We start from the raw sequence: 14,946 nt of genomic DNA, 5'->3' as shown, positions 1-14,946 counted from the left end.
CAGTTCGCGCGGCGAGCGTCTTCATTGTCCGGAGGTCGCCCATCCATGTTCACATTGTTTTTCTCTCCCGGTTCCTGCTCACGCGCCAGCCATATCGTGCTTGAAGAATCGGGATTGCCTTATAAGGCGCAGCGCGTCAATTTCGCCGAAGGCGAACAACGCTCCGAAGCTTTCCTGACCATCAATCCAAAAGGCCGTGTTCCCGCACTCGTGACGGCAAGTGGCGTGTTGACTGAGACGCCTGCCATCCTGGCTTTCATCGCCCAGATGGCACCGGAAAAGAAGCTTGCGCCGCTGGATGACCCCTTTGAATTCGCACGCATGCAGTCGTTCAATGCCTTTATTTCATCCACCGTACATGTCGCCCACGCACATGGACGGCGCGGTAGCCGCTGGGCAAACGAAGAATCCTCCTTTGCCGACATGAAGGCCAAAGTGCCGCAGACCATGACCGAGTGTTTCGAGTTGATCGAGAAAGGCCTGTTGCATGGGCCCTGGGTTCTCGGGACGGCCTATTCGGTCGCTGATCCCTACCTCTTCGTGATGTCGGGCTGGCTTGAAAGTGACGGCGTGGACATAGCCCGTTTTCCGAGGGTGCACGACCATTTCAAGCGCATGAGCGCAAGGCCTGCTGTTCAGAAGGTTCTGGTCGCCGAGAAGGCGTGAAATTGTTTTGGCGCCGTTACCCCGGCGGGGTAACGGCAAATAAAGGCTGATATCTCAGGCCGCTTCGGCCGAACGTGAATCCCACATGGCCTTGAAGGCGGTACGGTCCTGGCAGCGTTCCAGCCATGCTTTTAGCGCCGGATGCGCTTCGAACAGACGGGCATGTCCCTGTGCGTAACGCACGATCTCGGCGGCGTTGAGGTCTGCCACGGTAAAGCGGTCGCCAACCAGATAATCATGTTGGGAAAGATGCTGCTCCAGCACGCGGAAGGGGCGTTTCAGCAAACGTCCGGCAACATCGATGACGGCCTTGCCGGAATCGCTGTCGCCGAGGCCTTCTGCGATTGCGGAAGAAATCTTCAGAGAATTGCTTTCGATCTCGGTGGCCGCGAAGAATGACCACTGCAACATGGCCGCGTCTTCCTTCAGATCGGCGGGCGCAAGTGGTCCACCATATTTGCGCGCGAGATAGAGGTTGATGGCCATGGATTCGTAGAGAACCATGCCGTCATCCTCTATGCACGGAATGGTGCCCATCGGATTGATCGCGAGAAAAGATGGAGACAACGTGTTGAGTGGCGCATCGGCAGCCAGCGGGTCAGAGAGGCGGCGTGCCTGTATGACCGGCACATGTTTGAACTCTATGCCCAGTTCGCCTGCGAGCCAGAGCGTGCGTGTCGCACGCGAGCGGTAGACACCGTAGATCGTCAACATCGAAGTAACCCTTTTGCCTTTTCGATGGCGGCAAGTTAGGGGCTCCGCAACCTAAAGTGAAGTTGTCGAAAGCATCGTGGATTATGATTTTTTCTGATCTGTGGACGCCTCGGCGTCGGGGGAAAGACGGCTTTCGAAACGGCCTATGAATTTGTCGAACAGGCGGGCGAAAGAATCGATATCCTCTTCCGACCAGCCGTCCATGACGTCCTTCACGATACCCATCTTGGTATTGCGCATCTCTTGCAGCAAGCTCCTGCCCATCGGTGTTATTTCGATGATGCTGCGGCGGGCGTCCTCTTGTGAAACAGCACGTTTCAGCAGGCCGCGACCAACCATGTCAGCCACGACCCGACTGCCGCGTGACGGGTCGATACGCATGCCCTCGGCAATCGAGCCGACGGTCACTTCGCCTTGCGCGCGCTTGAGAATATCCAGTACGTCGATATGCGAGAGTTCGAGACCAGGGGCGAACTTGGCAAGCGCCATGCGTCCGATCATGCGTCGTCCGATCATGATGCGCATGCGCGTCATCGTGTTGCCGATACGGATGATGTTTTCGGGCATGTCCTCGTTCCAGTCTTCGTCCTTCGCCACGCTCGACCACATCCTTTCCGCGTCAGTTTCAGATCACATTTATAGCTAGTAGCACGGAAGTCAAAACCTTGCTATTGACATATATGTGCTGATAGCACACAAATTGCCGCAGCAAAATCGTAGAGATATTTCCATGGACATGTCTACCGCCCCTGCGGCGCCGCTTGTGTCGGATCACCGACGCCGGCTTGTTGTTTTCCTGTTCCTGATGCTCGCCATGTTCATGGCGACGCTCGATAACCAGATCGTCTCCACTGCCTTGCCGACCATCGTCGGTGAGTTTGGTGCGCTGGAGCGCTTCGCCTGGATCGGTTCGGCCTATCTTCTGGCAACAAGCGCGGTCATGCCGATCTACGGCAAGCTTGGTGATCTGTTCGGACGTAAATACGTGATGATCGCGGCGGTGGTGATTTTCACCCTGGGGTCGCTTGCCTGCGGCCTTGCATGGTCGATGAACTCGTTGATCGCCGCCCGTGTTCTGCAGGGGCTGGGCGGTGGCGGCATCATGGTGTCGATTTTCTCCGTCAATGCGGATCTTTTCGAACCACGCGAAAGAGCCCGATATCAGAGCTATTCCAGCTTGACGATCATGGCGTCCGGCAGCGTCGGACCGATCCTGGGTGGCACGATGAGCGATCTGTTCGGATGGCGTTCGATCTTCCTGATCAACCTGCCATTGGGTTTGATCGTCATTGCCGGCCTGGCTCTCATGCTCCCCTATCGGCGTCCGCAACGCCAACCGAAGATCGACTATCTCGGTGCAGTTCTGCTCGCCGCGACGATCGCAAGCGTCGTGTTCTGGGCAGATAGCAGTGAATTGTTTGGTTCACTTTTTGCAGGTCCGAGCCTCGGCATCGTCGCCTTCGCTGTCATTGCAGCATTCCTGTGGGTGCAGGTGGAGCGCCGTGCACCTGAACCGGTGGTGCCGCTACGACTTTTCAAGGATTCGACATTTCCGTTGCTGATGATTGTGTCGCTGACCAGTGGCGGTATCGGCATCGGCATGGTGAACTATTACGCGCTGTTCCTGCAGACCACGACTGGCCTCTCTCCGTCTCATGCTGGATTGTTCTTCATCGCTGTTACAGGTGGCATTGTCGTGGGCGCCCTTTCGGCAGGCCGACTGATTTCGATCACCGGCGTCTACAAGCCGCTTTCTGTGGCGGGATTGACGCTCAATCTCATCGCCATGCTGTGCTTTTCGCAGGTTCACGCCGGAACACCGCTTTCGCTGATCGCCGTGTTGATGCTTGTGCAGGGATTTGCTGTCGGGCTCGGGCAGCAGGCGCCGATCATCGGTGTGCAGAATTCGGCACCGAAGGCCGATATCGGGGCAGCCAGTGGTGCGGTTACGCTGACGCGTATGGGCGGTGCCGCGATCGCGATTTCGGTTTACGGCGCGATCATCACATCAAGCCTCAAGGGTGTGGCGGTAGAGATCCCGGGCATTGGCAAGATCGAGGAATTGACACCGAAGATGTTGGCCGAACTGCCGGCTGCCTCGCAAAGTGCTGTTGCATCCCTTTATTCGCACGCCTTCACCCCGTTGTTCTTTGCTGCGGCCATAACGGCGGCAATCGGACTTGCCGCGGCGTTGATGTTAAAGCCCGTCAGGCTCCCGGCGCCAGATCAGCAGAAGTAATCTCGGCATTGGCCGCACCAACATCGATATTGCCACCAACCACGACGCGGTTTCGACCGCGTCGTTTTGCTTCGTAAAGCTGGTTGTCTGCCTCTTTGCACAACCGATCCATGTCACGGCTGCGGGTAAAGCTTGCAGTCCCGATGCTGATGCTGAGTGGTACGACAGCCCCGTCAGCAGTCATCATCTCAACGGCAGATACCTCATCGCAGATGCGCTGCGCAATGGCGAGAACCTTGTGGTTTTCATGCACTCCGTGGAGAAAGACAGCGAACTCTTCTCCGCCCAACCGGCCGAAGAAGTCCTCACCTCGGATGCATGCGTTGATCCGGTCAGCAATGGCTTTGAGCGCCTCGTCGCCGGTCAGGTGGCCGAACGTGTCGTTGATGGCCTTGAAATGGTCGGCGTCGATGAAAAGCACCGTTCCCGTTCTGCATCTGGCATTTTTCAAAGCCAGCATGAAATTTTCACGGTTGAGAGCGCCTGTCATCGCATCGCGGCTGGCCGTGAAGGCCAGTGCCTCATGCGCCTGCTTCAATTCTCCATGCATCGTTTCCAGTTTGCGGTGTGATTCAGCCAGCGCCAGACGCGTCTCCCGCAAACGTTCGTACTGATAGAATTGGAGGGCGCTTGCCGGCCAGGCGATGATCAGCGGGCAAACCGTCGCCATGATCAGCCCGACGCCATCCAGGCTGCCACCCGTTATCGGAACGATCGTGAAGCAGATGGCCAGGGACGCAGCTATCGACACCAGGGCGGCGACGAACGAGCGCAAAAGAACTTTTTTCCAGATATCAGGCATGACGGTCGTGAAATACTATTTATGCCAATGAAAATAATTAAGCCACAGGCAGGGAAATTTACAAGCACCTTCCGCGTTTGCAGTTCGCAAGCTTTCGATTACTTTAGAAATTCACCTGCGGCCGTATCAAATGCCTATGAAGCCTGAACAGTTGCTGAACTCCACGCCGAAGGGACTGTATTGCCCGGTTGGAGATTTCTACATCGATCCCGTTCGGCCGGTGCCGCGGGCGCTAGTCACGCATGGTCACTCCGATCATGCGCGTGCCGGTCATGGTGCGGTGCTGGCAACGCCTCAGACGCTGGACATCATGCGTATTCGTTACGGAGGCGAGTTTTGCGCGACTGAGCAGCCGGTCGGATTTGGTGAGACGGTCGATGTCAACGGCGTCACAGTCGGATTTCACCCGGCTGGCCATGTTCTCGGGTCGGCGCAGATTTCCGTCGAACATCAGGGAATGCGGATCGTTGCCTCCGGTGACTACAAACGCGGTGTTGACCCAACCTGTGCGTCTTTCGAGATGGTGCCTTGTGATGTTTTCATAACGGAGGCGACATTTGGTTTGCCGGTTTTCCACCATCCCGATCCTAAGGTTGAGATCGACAAGCTGTTGACCTCCATCCGGCAGTTTCCGGAACGCACCCATCTCGTCGGTGCCTATTCGCTCGGCAAGGCACAACGCGTCATCCGGCTGTTGCGTGACCGCGGATACACGCAGCCGATCTATATTCATGGTGCGCTTGCCAGGCTCTGCGACTATTACGTGTCACAAGGGATTGAACTGGGTGATCTGCGCCCCGCGACGCTCGAAAAAAGCGACCCAGCCGCTTTCAAAGGGGCGATTGTCGTCGGCCCGCCATCGGCCTTCCAGGAACGTTGGGCACGCCGGTTCAACGAACCGCTGATCGCCTTTGCCTCCGGCTGGATGATGGTGCGGCAACGAGCCAAGCAGGGTGGTGTTGAGCTGCCTCTGGTTATTTCCGATCATTGCGATTGGCCTGAACTGTTGGAGACGATCCGCGAAATCGCTCCGCAGGCTGTCTGGGTCACACACGGCCGCGAAGAGGCGTTGGTGCGCTGGTGTGAATTGCAGGGTATTGCCGCCAAGCCGCTGCATCTTGTCGGTTACGAAGACGAGGGGGATTGAGCGATGAAAGCCTTCGCCACACTTCTCGACCGGCTGGTGCTGACGCCCTCGCGCAATGGCAAGCTGAAGCTTCTGACCGATTATTTCCGCGATACGCCTGATCCCGACCGGGGATACGGCCTGGCGGCGATTGCCGGTACGCTCGATCTCAAAAGCGTCAAACCCGCCATGCTGCGCGAACTGGTGCTGGAACGCATGGATGAGGTTCTGTTCCGCTACTCCTACGATTATGTCGGTGATCTCGCCGAAACGATTTCTCTGGTGTGGGGCAACATTGGCGGCGCGGAAGATGGTGAGGCAGAAGACCCGCGTCTGGGCGATGTCGTCACGTTGATGAACTCCCTCGGCCGCACGGAAGTGCGCTCTGCCGTGCGTGATCTGCTCGACCGTCTCGATACATCATCGCGTTTCGCATTTCTCAAACTGGCGACTGGCAGCCTGCGCATTGGCGTTTCGGCGCGTCTGGCGAGGCAGGCCTTGGCCGATTTCGCGGGAAGGGACATTACCGATATCGAAACGCTCTGGCATGGCATGACGCCTCCCTATACGGCGCTCTTTGCATGGCTGGAGGGCAGGGCGGGGCGTCCTGTGCTGGCCACGCCAGCGATCTTCCACTCGGTCATGTTGGCAACGCCGGTCGCTGATGGCGATCTGGAGGCCCTCGATCCTGCTGACTATGCTGCCGAATGGAAATGGGATGGCATTCGTGTCCAGCTTTCCCGTTGCGGTGAAACGCGAAAGCTCTATTCCCGGTCTGGCGATGATATTTCCGCGGCGTTTCCCGATATTCTTGGTGCCATCGAGTTTGAAGGAGTAATGGACGGCGAACTGCTGATTGGCGGGACGGCCCGCTCCAACGCCACCATCCGGACGTTTTCCGATCTGCAGCAGCGACTGAACCGAAAAACCGTGACGACGCGCATGCTGGAAGACTATCCAGCATTCATCCGTGCTTATGACCTGTTGTTCGATGGTGAAAAGGATATCCGCGCCGGCAGTTACATCGAGCGAAGGAACCGGCTGGCGGAGATCATCGGGCATGCCCCACATGACCGTTTTGATCTGTCGCCACTGGTTGCGTTTTCGACTTGGGACGAGCTCGATCGCATGCGCGCCACCCCGCCCGATCCGGTGATCGAAGGCGTGATGATAAAGCGCCGGGACAGCGCCTATCAGGCAGGACGCGCCAAGGGGCCGTGGTTCAAATGGAAACGCGACCCCTACAATGTCGATGCTGTAATGATGTATGCGCAGCGCGGCCATGGAAAACGCTCGAGCTACTATTCGGATTTCACCTTCGGTGTCTGGGCGGAAGGTGAGGACGGAGAACAGCTCGTTCCCGTTGGCAAGGCCTATTTCGGTTTTACCGATGCGGAACTGGAAGTGCTGGACAAGTTCGTGCGCGACAACACTGTCGAACGTTTCGGCCCCGTCCGAGCCGTACGGGCAACGCCTGATTTCGGTTTTGTGCTGGAAGTTGCCTTCGAAGGCATCAACCGCTCCACACGCCACAAGTCCGGCGTCGCGATGCGTTTTCCGCGCATTGCGAGATTGCGGGCAGACAAATTGCCGTCTGAAGCCGATCGTTTGTCGACGCTGGTTGCGATGATCGACGAGCGTGACGCATAGTCTCAACGGCAGTCCAGAAATTGCCATGATGGCTGCGAATATACTGTTGTTGTCATTCGCGAATCCGTGATTGGACACCCATCCTTGGCAGTGTTGAACTGTTTCTTCTGTTTCCGTCGCGCAGGTGTATCCATGGCAGACAAACGCTTCGTTTCCTTGCAACTTGGCCAGGAGGGGAGTGGGCTTGTTTCCGGAAGCCTGACACGCCGTCATCTTTTGGCGGGTGCCTTTGGGTTATCGAGTATTGCGCTCTTCGGTTCCGGTGCCCGGGCAGCAATCCCGGCACCAGAGGTTCTGCCTCTGGAGAGCCAAGATTATGCCGAGGCGCGACGCCGTTTTCACACCCGTCTGTTGCGTAAGATGGCCGCGCCGGAAAAATCGTCACCACTTGGCACACCTCCTGGCGCTGAGCGTGTGACCTATCGCGGTGGCCCTGATGGTTCGATCGAGCTGGTCGCATGGTTGTCCCACTATCAACCCTCCAAGGCACTGAAACCCGCGGTTCTGTTTCTGCATGGTGGCAACGCCACGGGCGACGGGCATTGGGCGTTGATGAAACCCTATTGGGAAGCCGGTTTTGTTGTTCTTCTTCCGTCGTTTCGCGGTGAGAACGGCCAAAACGGCAATTACTCCGGTTTTTATGACGAGACGTCTGATGCCCTGGCGGCGGCCGACTATCTGGAAAACCTGCCCGGTATCGACAAGAGGCGTTTTTTCGTGGCGGGTCATTCGAACGGTGGAACGCTGACAATTCTCGCGGCGATGAGCCGCAAGTTCCGCGCCGCCGCGCCAATTTCTGCCGGCGTTAATTCCTGGCGTTATTTCAACCGTTACACGGACGAGATCTGTTTCGACGAGACGAACGAGATGGAGTTCATCATGCGTTCGTCCGTCTGCTTTGGCCCTAGCCTCAAATGTCCGGCGTTCCTGTTGCGTGGGACGGAGGAGAGGCCATTCGACGCCGATCACCAGCTTTTCGTCGAGCGCGCCTGGTCGTCGGGCTTCAAGGTGGACAAGAAACTGCTGCCCGGAACCCACAATGGCGTCGTCCCGGGCGCGGTAGAAGAAAGCATTCGCTTCTTCAACCAGTTTAGCTAAACGCTTTTACCCTTGAAGTAACCCAGCAGCCGCATCGCGTTGGCGGTGACCAGAACCGTGGCGCCCGTGTCTGCGAATACGGCGAGCCACAGGCCGGAAAGTCCGGCAATCGTCGTCACCAGGAAAACGGCCTTGAGCCCAAGCGCGATCGTCACGTTCTGACGAATATTGCGCATGGTCGCGCGTGACAATCCGATCAGGCGGGCTGCGTCGCCGACATTGTTGCGCATCAGCGCCGCATCGGCGGCCTCCATGGCGACGTCGGTTCCGGAGCCGATGGCAACGCCGACGCTGGCTGCGGCAAGGGCGGGGGCGTCATTAATGCCGTCGCCAACCATGACGACGGTTTTTGTCTCGGCCAGTTTGCGGATTTCCTCGACCTTGTTCTGCGGCAGCAGTTCACCGCGTGCTTCCAGTCCCAGCCTGTCGCCGATGGCTTTGGCGGTGCGGGCATTGTCACCGGAGAGCATGAGCGAGGAAATGCCCATGTCGGTCAGCGCCCTGACACCGTCCGCCGCATCCTGTCTTGGCTCGTCGCGCATGGCGATCAGGCCACGCGCCGTGCCGCCTGCCATCACCACGGCAACGGTCTTGCCTTCTGTTTCGAGGGCGCTGATACGCGCGACCAGTTCGGAGGGCACAGTCCCGACCTCGGTTGCGAATCGGGGCGCGCCAATGAAGAACGTCTTGCCACCGATAATGCCTTCCATGCCGCGTCCTGCGATTGCCTTGATATCCATGCCAGGCAGCGGTTTGATGCCTTTTTGCGTGGCGTGATCGACAATTGCTTTTGCCAGGGGATGACTGGATTCGTGCTCAATGGTTGCCGCTTCCGCAATCAACCCATTGTCGTTGCTGTCAAGCGATATCACGTCCGTTACAACGGGTTCGCCGCGCGTCAGCGTACCCGTTTTGTCGAAAGCGATGGTCTGGGTGCGGGCAAGCATTTCAATCACCGCGCCACCCTTGACCAGCATGCCGTGCCGCGCAGCCGCCGAAAGACTCGAGGCGATGGCGGCGGGAACGGAGATGACCAGAGCGCAGGGGCAGCCGATCAGCAGCAGCGCGAGGCCGCGATAGATCCAGGTTTCCCAATCGCCGATGCCGGTAAGCGGCGGCACGATGGCCGTCAGCGCCGCGATGGCAACGACGAGCGGCATGTAATAGCGCGAGAAGGTTGCAATGAAGCGCTCGGTCGGTGCACGCGCATCCTGGGCCTCTTCCACCAGTGCGATGATGCGCGCGATGGTATTGTCCTGCGAGGTGCGATCGACCTTGATGCGCAGCGATCCGTCGTGGTTGATCGAACCCGCAAAAACCCGCGAGCCTTGCTCCTTAGAGACCGGAACGCTTTCGCCTGTCATGGGCGACTCGTCCACGCTCGAAGCGCCCTCAAGCACTTCGCCATCGGCGGCGATGCGATCACCGGGCCGGGCGACGACCACCTGACCGATCTGCAATTCGCTGGCCGAGATCTGCCGCAGCGAGCCGTTTTCCTCGATTAACGCCGTTTTCGGAAGCAGTGAACCAAGTGCCTTGATGCCGGAGCGCGCCCGAGCGGCGGCAAAGCCTTCCAGCAATTCGCCGATAGAGAACAGCAGGACGACGATGGCGGCTTCTTCCGCTTCACCGATAATGATCGCGCCAATCGCAGCGATCGTCATCAACATTTCAATCGTGAAGATTGCCCCGAAACGGGCTGCATTGATGGCGTTACGGGCGATGGGAAGAAGCGTCACCAGTGTCGCAATAATGAAGGCGTAACCGCCCCAGGCCGGGAATGCGAGTTCCGCCACATAGGCGACAGCGACAAGAATGGCGCCTGTCAACGTATTGCGGGCTTTTGCACTCTGCCACCAAGGGCCTTTTTCTTCGGCGCCATGTGCGTGGCCCAAGGCTCCGACCACGTCTGCTTTTTCGCGGTGATCGTGGCCATGAGCAGAATGGTCGTGCGCCACGTGATCGCTTTCTGCATGAGCTTTATGCCCATGGGGATCATGCGCATGGTCATGGCCGCCGCAGCATCCAGCATGGCTATGTTCAGAGTGTTCATCAGCCTTGCCGACGGGCGTTGCCGTATCACGCGGTAGAAGGGTCGGTGTGTAGCCAAGCTTTCGGATCGTATCTTCGATCTTGTTGATGGAGGTCTTTTCTTGCTGCAGCGAAAGTTTCACGCGTTCTCTCGCGACCGATACATTGATGTCGGCAACGCCCGGCAGTCGCGTCAGCGCCGTCTCGATCTTTGCCGCGCAGCTCGCGCAATCCATCCCGCCAACCGTGAAGGTCAGTTGCCCTTCGTCGTTGCGGTCCTGTGTTCCGGGTGTCGAGACACTCATCTTTCCTGCTCCTGAATTCCAGTTGCAGTCAATCTGGCACCTCTAGCAACTAGAGGTTCAAGGGTAAAAATGAAGTTTTTCCTTTTTTATTGATGCCCGACACCAGCTTCGCGCCAGCGACACATTGCATCATCGCAGCAACGATAGTTCTGTGAAGCGGTCCCCATGGCATCTCTTATCTCGAAAACCTGCCGTCGTACGGTCTCTGTGGCTGGCCTTATGTTGTTGCCGCTTCTCAGTGGTTGCCTGTTCGTGACCGATACGACCCGGATGGACCCGGATGTCTTCGTCCGGGAAACGGCGCCGGTCTTTGGCTTCAATTCGGTCGGTTCGAACCGCAAGCCGGAACTGCCGCCACAGCCGGGTCAGCTTTCGACGCGGCCGCCGGATCTCTTCAGGACGCGTTTCCATCAGGAATATGGCCCGCCAGTGCAGGGGCAGGGCTTGAACTATGTGCCGCCCGCGCGTGGGCAGGCACCTGTTGCGGATCAGACCGTGACCTACGGTCTTCCCGTCTCGAACCCGTTGCATAGGGTCATCTACAACTCGATTCGTGATGACGACAGGACATTGCCGGCTATTCCATATAGCCGCATCGATCCAAGATATCTTCGCCAGGAAGTGACGTATCAGACGGCCGAAGTGCCCGGTACGATTGTTGTCGATACGAAGCAGCATTATCTTTATCTCGTCCAGTCCGGTGGCAAGGCCATCCGCTATGGTGTTGGCCTTGGTCGTGACGGTTACGCATGGTCGGGCCGTGGAAAAATCCAGTGGAAGGCAAAATGGCCGCGCTGGACGCCGCCGGATGACATGGTCAAGCGCCAGCCCGAACTTGCATCGATCTCTGCCGCCAATGGCGGCATGACGCCCGGCTTGAACAATCCACTCGGCGCGCGGGCGCTGTACATCTTCAAGGACGGCAAGGACACACTCTACCGTGTCCACGGAACGCCGGACTGGCAATCGGTTGGCAAGGCTACGTCGTCGGGATGTGTGCGCATGCTCAATCAGGACGTGATCGATCTTTATGAGCGTGTGCCGCAGGGAGCGCAGATTGTGGTTATCTGACCACGTTCACGAAGAAAGCGCGCGGGCTTCGAAGCGCAAACAGGCTTGTGACTCGCTTTTAGCGGTCCATTAACTATTTTCGCAATACCTCTGATCACGCGGAACAAACAACGTACATGTTGTGGCGTAATGCGGCGATCAAGCCGTTCGAAATGTGGGACAAACCGGCCTTATGACAAGCACCGACACAGATCTTTCCAGACGTACCTTCCTTTCCCTTCTCGGTATTTCCTCTGCCTCGCTTCTCGCAGGCTGTGCTTCTTCAGGCACCGGTGATGCCATCCGTCAGCAGGCGAACGCCATCGGAAGCGATTTCCGCCAGATGTTCTCGCCGGGCGTCAGCGCTGCGGAATTGGCCGTTATGTACGGTTCGATTGAAGATGGCGGCTACGTCATTCCTGCCGTGCCTTACGAGAAAATCGACAAGCGGTATTACCGTCAGCGCGTGGTCGACCCGACCGGCGAGCGTCCCGGTACCGTTGTCGTCGACACGCGTTCGCGCTTCCTTTATCTGGTAGAGCCGGGCGGCAGCGCCATGCGTTACGGCGTCGGCATCGGCCGCGACGGCTTCGCGTGGTCGGGTGAAGGCGTTATCCAGTGGCGTCAGAAGTGGCCAAAGTGGACGCCGCCGGACGAAATGGTCGCGCGCCAGCCGGAACTGGTCAAATACTCGTCCAAGAATGGCGGCATGCCGCCGGGCCTGAAAAACCCGCTCGGCGCCCGTGCGCTCTATATCTTCCAGAACGGCAAGGACACGCTTTACCGTCTGCACGGCTCGCCGGAATGGAATTCCATTGGCAAGGCTGTCTCTTCCGGTTGCGTGCGCCTGATGAACCAGGACATCATTGACCTCTATGACCGCGTGCCGAACAAGGCCCGGGTTGTCGTCTGGCAGTGAAGAGCCGAAACGGACCAAAATAAAAAGGCGGCCTTTGAGCCGCCTTTCTTGTCTCGATCCTAATCAGGATTTCTGCAGATTGTCGCGCAACGCATTGACGCTGTCGCGGATCTGGACCAGTTCATCCAGTCCGCAGCCGGTGGCATTGCCGATCGCGGCCATGACCTTGACACCTTCCTTCTTGAGGTCGGCTCCTTTCGGTGTCAGAGCAATCATCACCTGTCGTTCATCAACCGTGCCCCGCTTGCGGGTAATGTGCCCTGCCTGTTCCAGGCGTTTGAGCAGCGGCGACAGCGTTCCTGAATCGAGGCCGAGCATTTCACCCAGTGCCTTGACCGTTGCTGTCTCTTTTTCCCACAATGCCATCATCACGAGATATTGCGGATAGGTGAGGCCGAGCGGTTCGAGTAGTGGCTTGTAGGCCCGCGTGAAAGCGTGGGCGGCGCCGTAAAGCGCAAAGCATATTTGCTGATCCAGCCTCAACAGGCCTTCCAACCGGGTGTTGTCGCCATCCGCGCTCATTGTCTTGCTCCAAAAAATGCCGGAGAGGGAACAATTTGCCCCGCCTTCCGGTTCCTGCCGCATGGGAGCGCGGCGAATTTTCACGAAAATTATCGCAAAAAAGAATTCGATATTCAATGTGCAAAATTGTATTGCGCGCAATCGAATTGTGAGCTATATGAAATTCAACATCAACCGAACGGAGTAAATGTCATGCCCATTCTCTACACGACCAAAGCATCTGCTACCGGTGGCCGCGCCGGCAACGCCAAGTCCGAGGACGGTGTTCTCGACGTCACCTTGACCGTTCCAAAGGAACTGGGCGGTGATGGCGCTCGCGGCACCAATCCTGAACAGCTCTTTGCGGCTGGTTACTCCGCCTGCTTTCTCGGCGCACTGAAGTTCGTCGCGGGCAAGGAAAAGGTAAAGATCCCGGAAGACACAACTGTGACGGCGACGGTCGGTATTGGCCCGCGCGAAGATGGCGGCGGTTTCGGCATTGAAGTGTCGCTGAAGGTCAATATCCCAGGTGTCGAACGTGAAGTCGCTGAAAAGCTGGCTGCTGCTGCTCACATTGTTTGCCCGTACAGCCACGCCATGCGCACTTCCACGGAAGTGCCGGTTTCGGTTGCCTGATAACAAAACAATCGAGCTCAAAGGCCGGGATCACTCCCGGCCTTCTTGTTTTTGGAAAGATAATTGCTATATTCTTTCTGTGGAAAGGATGTGCGAGATGAATGTTCGTGTTCAAAATACGCCTGAGCCTGCAGCACAGGGCAGGGTGGTGACCAAAGCTGTCATGGCGGCTGCCGACCGGCTAGGACTGAACGCAGCGCGCACGGCCGACATACTCGGCCTTTCCGCCCCCACGATTTCTCGCATGAAGCGTCTCGATTTCCTGTTGGAGCCGGGCAGCAAGCCGTTTGAACTTGCTGTCTTGCTGATCCGCGTCTTCCGGTCGCTGGACGCGATTGCTGGAGGTGACGAAGCGGTCGCAAAGAACTGGCTGCGTAATCACAACACGGCGCTCGGTGCCGCGCCTGCCGATATGCTCGCCACAATAACCGGATTGATCGATGTCCTTTCCTACCTGGACGCCCGCCGCGCTCCTGTCTGAAAAACGCAGACTTTCTGGAAAATTCTGGCGTCTGGTGGAGGCGCAGCACCAGGTGTCCACCATGAAACTCGTTGACACGGTGGATGAGCAGTCTTTGCTGGAAGATATACTGGAGACAAGCAAGCGTTCGTTTCCACCGGAATGCGCTGGTCTGGATTATCTTCTCGCGACGCCGTTTCGGTATGGGGCTGCTTATCCCTATGGGTCACGCTTCAGGAGGGCGGGGTTCACCGAAGGTGTATATTATGCCGCGGCACGCGTGGAGACGGCGCTGGCTGAGATGGCTTTCTATCGGCTGCTGTTCTATGCGGAGTCGCCCGGTACGCCGCTTCCGGCAAATCCTGCAGAGTATACCGCTTTCGCGGCGGTCATAACGACGGAATCGGCATTGGATCTGACCAAGCCGGAGCTTTCTCGAGATGCGGCTTTCTGGACGAGCCTCACAAACTACGAGCCGTGCCAAGCACTTGCCGATGCTGCGCGTCAGGCAAACGTTGAAGCGATCCTCTATCAGTCGGTGCGCGACCCCGAAGCCGGGCTGAACATTGCCTTGCTGACGGCACGTGGGTTTGCGGAGAAGGTACCTGTGGAGCGTGGAAGTTGGCGCATAAGGCTTTCGAAAGCCGGGGTGCAGGCGCTGTCTGAGTTTCCGATGCGGAGAATTGGTTTCTCCGCATCGGATTTTGCTGCCGATGCACGCCTTGCGGCGCTTTTGGGTAAGGCTTGAT

At 57.9% G+C, this 14,946-nt stretch carries 15 protein-coding genes; 10 read left to right on the top strand and 5 right to left on the bottom strand.

What is annotated here, in order from left to right; genetic code table 11:
* The first annotated feature begins 45 nt into the window (after positions 1 to 45).
* On the top strand, positions 46 to 666 hold the full coding sequence (locus ACIQT8_RS12700) for a glutathione S-transferase family protein (protein ID WP_138794800.1): 621 nt from the start codon (positions 46 to 48) through the stop codon (positions 664 to 666).
* 54 nt (positions 667 to 720) lie between these two features.
* On the opposite strand, the gene ACIQT8_RS12695 is transcribed toward ACIQT8_RS12700, so the two are convergent.
* Both ACIQT8_RS12695 and ACIQT8_RS12690 read right to left on the bottom strand, forming a co-directional pair.
* Positions 721 to 1,380: a glutathione S-transferase family protein gene (locus ACIQT8_RS12695; protein ID WP_400965704.1), complete on the bottom strand. Its 660-nt coding sequence runs from the start codon at positions 1,378 to 1,380 to the stop codon at positions 721 to 723.
* A gap of 81 nt (positions 1,381 to 1,461) precedes the next feature.
* Complete coding sequence (locus ACIQT8_RS12690; RefSeq protein ID WP_138794802.1) at positions 1,462 to 1,977, bottom strand: MarR family winged helix-turn-helix transcriptional regulator; 516 nt, start codon at positions 1,975 to 1,977, stop codon at positions 1,462 to 1,464.
* Positions 1,978 to 2,110: 133 nt separating this feature from the next.
* On the opposite strand from ACIQT8_RS12690, the gene ACIQT8_RS12685 reads away from it, so the two are divergent.
* On the top strand, positions 2,111 to 3,619 hold the full coding sequence (locus ACIQT8_RS12685) for an MDR family MFS transporter (protein ID WP_400965700.1): 1,509 nt from the start codon (positions 2,111 to 2,113) through the stop codon (positions 3,617 to 3,619).
* Here ACIQT8_RS12685 and ACIQT8_RS12680 read toward each other — a convergent pair.
* Complete coding sequence (locus ACIQT8_RS12680) at positions 3,588 to 4,394, bottom strand: GGDEF domain-containing protein (RefSeq protein WP_400965697.1); 807 nt, start codon at positions 4,392 to 4,394, stop codon at positions 3,588 to 3,590. The genes ACIQT8_RS12685 and ACIQT8_RS12680 overlap by 32 nt on opposite strands.
* Positions 4,395 to 4,551: 157 nt before the next feature.
* Here ACIQT8_RS12680 and ACIQT8_RS12675 point away from each other — a divergent pair, with 157 nt between their 5' ends.
* From ACIQT8_RS12675 to ACIQT8_RS12665, 3 genes are all read left to right on the top strand, one after another.
* On the top strand, positions 4,552 to 5,568 hold the full coding sequence (locus ACIQT8_RS12675; protein WP_400965695.1) for a ligase-associated DNA damage response exonuclease: 1,017 nt from the start codon (positions 4,552 to 4,554) through the stop codon (positions 5,566 to 5,568).
* A 3-nt stretch (positions 5,569 to 5,571) separates the two neighbouring features.
* Entirely contained in the window at positions 5,572 to 7,197 is a 1,626-nt protein-coding gene (locus ACIQT8_RS12670; RefSeq protein WP_400965692.1) for a cisplatin damage response ATP-dependent DNA ligase, read from the top strand.
* A gap of 132 nt (positions 7,198 to 7,329) precedes the next feature.
* Positions 7,330 to 8,295: an alpha/beta hydrolase family protein gene (locus ACIQT8_RS12665; RefSeq protein WP_400965689.1), complete on the top strand. Its 966-nt coding sequence runs from the start codon at positions 7,330 to 7,332 to the stop codon at positions 8,293 to 8,295.
* Here ACIQT8_RS12665 and ACIQT8_RS12660 read toward each other — a convergent pair.
* The gene (locus ACIQT8_RS12660; protein ID WP_400965686.1) at positions 8,292 to 10,631 is read right to left on the bottom strand and encodes a heavy metal translocating P-type ATPase; all 2,340 of its coding nucleotides are present in this window, start codon (positions 10,629 to 10,631) and stop codon (positions 8,292 to 8,294) included. The genes ACIQT8_RS12665 and ACIQT8_RS12660 overlap by 4 nt on opposite strands.
* A 165-nt stretch (positions 10,632 to 10,796) precedes the next feature.
* On the opposite strand from ACIQT8_RS12660, the gene ACIQT8_RS12655 reads away from it, so the two are divergent.
* Both ACIQT8_RS12655 and ACIQT8_RS12650 read left to right on the top strand, forming a co-directional pair.
* Positions 10,797 to 11,702, top strand: a complete 906-nt coding sequence (locus tag ACIQT8_RS12655; RefSeq protein ID WP_400965683.1) for a L,D-transpeptidase — start codon at positions 10,797 to 10,799, stop codon at positions 11,700 to 11,702.
* Between the two features lie 172 nt (positions 11,703 to 11,874).
* Positions 11,875 to 12,600, top strand: coding sequence for a L,D-transpeptidase (locus ACIQT8_RS12650; RefSeq protein WP_138794808.1), 726 nt, complete (start codon positions 11,875 to 11,877; stop codon positions 12,598 to 12,600).
* A gap of 63 nt (positions 12,601 to 12,663) precedes the next feature.
* Here ACIQT8_RS12650 and ACIQT8_RS12645 read toward each other — a convergent pair whose 3' ends face one another.
* Positions 12,664 to 13,122, bottom strand: a complete 459-nt coding sequence (locus tag ACIQT8_RS12645; RefSeq protein WP_400965680.1) for a MarR family winged helix-turn-helix transcriptional regulator — start codon at positions 13,120 to 13,122, stop codon at positions 12,664 to 12,666.
* 192 nt (positions 13,123 to 13,314) lie between these two features.
* Here ACIQT8_RS12645 and ACIQT8_RS12640 point away from each other — a divergent pair, with 192 nt between their 5' ends.
* The 3 genes from ACIQT8_RS12640 (at position 13,315) to ACIQT8_RS12630 (ending at position 14,945) form a co-directional block, all read left to right on the top strand.
* Positions 13,315 to 13,737, top strand: coding sequence for an organic hydroperoxide resistance protein (locus tag ACIQT8_RS12640; protein WP_138794810.1), 423 nt, complete (start codon positions 13,315 to 13,317; stop codon positions 13,735 to 13,737).
* A 97-nt stretch (positions 13,738 to 13,834) separates the two neighbouring features.
* Complete coding sequence (locus ACIQT8_RS12635; RefSeq protein ID WP_262524897.1) at positions 13,835 to 14,218, top strand: MbcA/ParS/Xre antitoxin family protein; 384 nt, start codon at positions 13,835 to 13,837, stop codon at positions 14,216 to 14,218.
* The gene (locus tag ACIQT8_RS12630) at positions 14,178 to 14,945 is read left to right on the top strand and encodes an RES family NAD+ phosphorylase (protein WP_400965676.1); all 768 of its coding nucleotides are present in this window, start codon (positions 14,178 to 14,180) and stop codon (positions 14,943 to 14,945) included. The genes ACIQT8_RS12635 and ACIQT8_RS12630 overlap by 41 nt, the downstream gene beginning before the upstream one ends.
* The last annotated feature ends 1 nt before the right edge of the window (position 14,946 follow it).

Source organism: Agrobacterium sp. NPDC090273 (genome assembly GCF_044772305.1).
Classification (GTDB): domain Bacteria; phylum Pseudomonadota; class Alphaproteobacteria; order Rhizobiales; family Rhizobiaceae; genus Agrobacterium.
The sequence above is the reverse complement of the archived record's forward strand: the minus strand, read 5'-3'. Positions and strand labels throughout refer to the sequence as shown.